The organism is Macellibacteroides sp. (assembly GCF_050251695.1).
In the GTDB taxonomy this organism is placed as follows: Bacteria; Bacteroidota; Bacteroidia; order Bacteroidales; family Tannerellaceae; genus Macellibacteroides; species Macellibacteroides fermentans.
Genome location: NZ_JBFWMI010000161.1, coordinates 1 through 3,945, shown reverse-complemented (window position 1 = coordinate 3,945; position 3,945 = coordinate 1). Strand labels below are relative to the sequence as shown.

The window sequence follows — 3,945 nt, the reverse complement described above, 5'->3', positions numbered from 1 at the left end:
CAACCCATATTGGAGTCGTTATATGAATTATCAGAATGACTCACGTAACCGTGTCTATGGTAATGTTGGTATAAGTTATAAAATTGCTGAATTCCTGAAATTCCAATACAAAGCTAACTTGGACTTCTTCGTAGACAAGCAATTTGAACGTAATGCAGTTTACTCGCAGGAACAATCCAGATACAAAGAAATGTCTCGTCAGCAGGCGGAAATGAACCATGAATTCTTGTTGTCATTCAATAAAAATATAACAGATTATTCATTCAGTGCAAATCTAGGATCCAACTTGATGAGTCGTAGATATGAATATGTTTATGGTGAGACCGATGGCGGACTAGCAATTCCTGAATTCTATAACCTGAAAAACTCTGTGAACCCTGCAACAGGAACAAATTATTTGAGAAAGAAATCTATCAACTCAATCTTTGCAAGTGGAACAGTGGGTTATAAGAGTATGTTATATCTGGACTTGTCATTACGTAACGACTGGTCTTCTACATTGCCTAATGGTAACAACTCCTATTTGTATCCATCTGTAACAGGAAGTTTCATCTTCTCTGAACTAGTAAAAGAAGATTTACCATGGTTAAACTTCGGTAAAGTTCGTTTAGGCTTTGCTCAGGTAGGTAACGATACAGATCCCTATCAAATTGTAGACACATATACTCAGTATACCAATATTACTTCAACACCAGGTTATGTTTTGGCCAATACATTAAAGAATAGTGGATTAAAGCCTGAAACTACCAATTCTTATGAAGCAGGACTTGAACTTTCATTGTTTAACAACCGTTTCGGTATTGAAGCGACTTATTATTCAAGTGAAACGAAGAATCAGATTATTCCTCTTTCAATTACAGGAACATCCGGATATCTTTACAAAGTTGTTAATACTGGTTTGATGACCAACCAGGGTATTGAGTTAAGCATTCATGGAACTCCGGTTCAGACAGCTGATTTCACTTGGGAATCATCATTGGTTCTAGCTTCAAATAAAAATAAAGTTAAGAAGTTGCTTGAAGATGTAAGCTATTACAGACTCACAACAGCTCCTTTCAAAGTTGAAGTCGGAGCAATGGAAGGCCAGGAGTATGGTGTGATTATGGGAACTGATTTTGTTTATGATGCAAAAGGCAACAGAGTAATTAACGAAGATGGTTCATATGCCGCAACAGATGGTAACGTAAACATCGGTAGTATTTATCCTGACTTTACAGGCGGATGGACTAATACATTCCGCTTCAAGAATTTTGATTTGAGTGTGTTGCTTGATTTCTCAAAAGGTGGCAACTATTTCTCTACTTCTTATATGTGGGGTATGTATTCTGGTATGCTTGAAGAAAGTGCTGCTATAAATGAAAATGGAGTAAATATACGTGAATCTATCGCAAATGGTGGCGGTGTATTGTTACAAGGTGTACAAGCTGACGGAACTCCTAATACGGTTCGTATGGGAGCAGAAGATTTTGGTGCACAACATTACTCAGGCCCGGCTGCTCAGAATGTTTTCAAGTCGGATTATGTTAAACTTCGCGAAATCAATTTAGGTTATACTATTCCAATGAAGAGCAATTATTTTGTAAAATCTCTTCGTGTATCTGCGTACGGACGTAACCTGGCAGTTTGGGGCCCGGATGTAAAGCATTTCGATCCAGAAATGGCTATTACAAACTCAGGTAATATTCAAGGTATCGAAGGTGGAGCACTTCCATCGGTCGCAAACTTTGGTATGAACGTTAGTGTTAAATTTTAATCAATTCGAAATATGAAAAGTTTATTATATAAATTTCTTTTCGTTACAGCATTGTTTACTGCTGTATCGTGTGAGGATTTTGAGACTGTAAATTCAGATCCCAACAATCCCAAAGAAGTGCCTACCAATATGATTATGGCGGGTGTACAAAAACAAATCATGGACAATGTATATGATAACTGGTTTAGCGGTCGCCAGAGCTTGGTGTATAGCCAATATTGGGCACAACGTAACTATACGGAAGAAGACCGTTACCAGATTCGTGAAAGTGTAAACAACAACTATTTTAATTATCTGTACCAAAGTGCAGCCAATCTGGAGGAAATTATTAAACTAAATACTGACGAAGCAACAGCGGTTAAAATGTCAGCTTATGGTGCTAATGCCAATCAGATTGCTGCTTCTAAGATTCTAAAAGTTTGGTTGTTTCAGGTGATGACAGACACATGGGGTTCCATCCCTTATACAGAAGCATCTAAGCTGAAAGAAGGATTGTATTATCCAAAGTATGATGATCAGAAGGAAATATATACTTCACTGATTAAAGAACTTACTGATGCAGCAAACATGATTGACGAGAGTGAGCCCGCTTTTGTAAGTGGAGATCGTATCTATGGTGGTGATGCTACAAAATGGAAACGTTTTGCCAATTCATTGAAATGTCGTTTGGCAATCCACGTGTCTAAAGTTGATTCTAACTGGAAAACGTACATTGCAGAAGCGCTTGCAAGTGGAGTATTCCAAGGTAATGCTGATAATGCTGCTTATCAATATTCATCTACAGCTCCTGAACAATGTGGCTTTTATATCGGATACTTCGAAGATAAACGTAACGACTTCACAATTACCCGTCCATTTGTTGATATATTGAAAGGTCAGAGAGATACATTAAATGCAAAATCTCACCCATGGGAAGGTGTTATTGATCCACGTTTGCCAATCTACACTACATCAAGAAACGGTGCTTATGTAGGTATGCCTTATGGTATTCCAAGCAACACGGTTACTTCAGCTATGAGAAATGCAGCTCCGTCGTGGTATAGTACAACCAATCATCCGTTATGTTTAAATGCTGATTTTACTGTGCCATTGATGACTTATGCCGAGTTGCAATTTATTCTGTGTGAATATAAAGGTTATACAGCTGAAGAGTATAAGAAAGGAATTCAGGCATCAATCGACTATTGGGGTACTTTGTTTGGATCTGTTCCAGATGCTTCTGGATATATAGATGCAGTAAGTACAACGGTGAATGCTGAAACTTTAGCATTGCAGAAGTATATTGATCTTTACATGAACGGAACAGAAGCTTGGGTTGAGTACCGTCGTACGGGATACCCGACTCAGATTCTAAAACCTGGAGAGATTTCTGTAATTTCGGGAGGAGAAGAAATACCATTCTCTACTTTGTCAGATACCAAGGGTGATATTATCTCTCGTGTAAAATATCCTACTAACGAAAGTACATTGAATGCACAGAGTTTTACTGATGCTGTAGCCAAACTTCAGGATGGTAGCAACAACTATTATTCAAAGATGTTCTGGGATGTACGAACTACATCAAATCCTCATCCGGCTAACAAATAATAGCCAATCATAATCAATATAAAGGGACTTTCCGTAAGGAGGTCCCTTTTTTTTGCCCGTAAGTTGCTGTTAATAATTGATTTGAATGACTTATATATTGCTAACAATTTTCTTATTTTATACTTACAGTTTATAACATTCCAAAACATTCATAATGCATAAATATGCAAAAACAAGACATATAGATAGCTTTTATGCATTCATAATTTAAATTTATTCATAAAAATGCATATAGGTATGCTATAAAACATAAAATATTGTTACTTTTGTCACTTCTAAATTTTTGCACATTAATTGGCTAAGGCTAAAATAAACGTGTGGTTTATATATTTTAATTCTTAAAGATTGTCTATGAAGAAGTTGACTTTTCTATTTTTATGCCTTGTGTTAGGCATCGGATTGGCAACCGCCCAGACGAAAGAGGTATCAGGTACCGTTATTTCGGCTGAAGACGCGATGCCGGTAATCGGGGCTTCTGTTATTGTAAAAGGAACAACGACAGGAACTGTAACCGATTATGATGGAAAATTTAGTCTGAATGTTCCTACATCAGCTAAAACGTTAGTAATTTCTTATATCGGAATGGAAAGCCAGGAAGTGGCTAT

The 3,945-nt window shown here is 37.1% G+C and carries 3 protein-coding genes; all 3 read left to right on the top strand.

The genetic code is table 11. The features are described from left to right. Positions 1-1,753 (top strand): TonB-dependent receptor domain-containing protein (locus AB7E53_RS14445; RefSeq protein WP_446776479.1); only part of this gene is annotated, 1,753 nt, incomplete at its 5' end. A gap of 12 nt (positions 1,754-1,765) precedes the next feature. Then, positions 1,766-3,340 carry a SusD/RagB family nutrient-binding outer membrane lipoprotein gene (locus AB7E53_RS14440; RefSeq protein WP_179399070.1) on the top strand — a complete coding sequence of 525 codons (1,575 nt, stop codon included), beginning with the start codon at positions 1,766-1,768 and terminating at the stop codon, positions 3,338-3,340. A 351-nt stretch (positions 3,341-3,691) separates the two neighbouring features. Further along, a partial coding sequence (locus AB7E53_RS14435; RefSeq protein WP_446776477.1) for a carboxypeptidase-like regulatory domain-containing protein occupies positions 3,692-3,945 on the top strand: 254 nt, incomplete at its 3' end.

What these genes read in the sequence shown, in the direction of transcription:
- AB7E53_RS14440 (WP_179399070.1), top strand. Translation starts at nt 1,766, where the DNA reads ATGAAAAGTTTATTATATAAATTTCTTTTCGTTACAGCATTGTTTACT.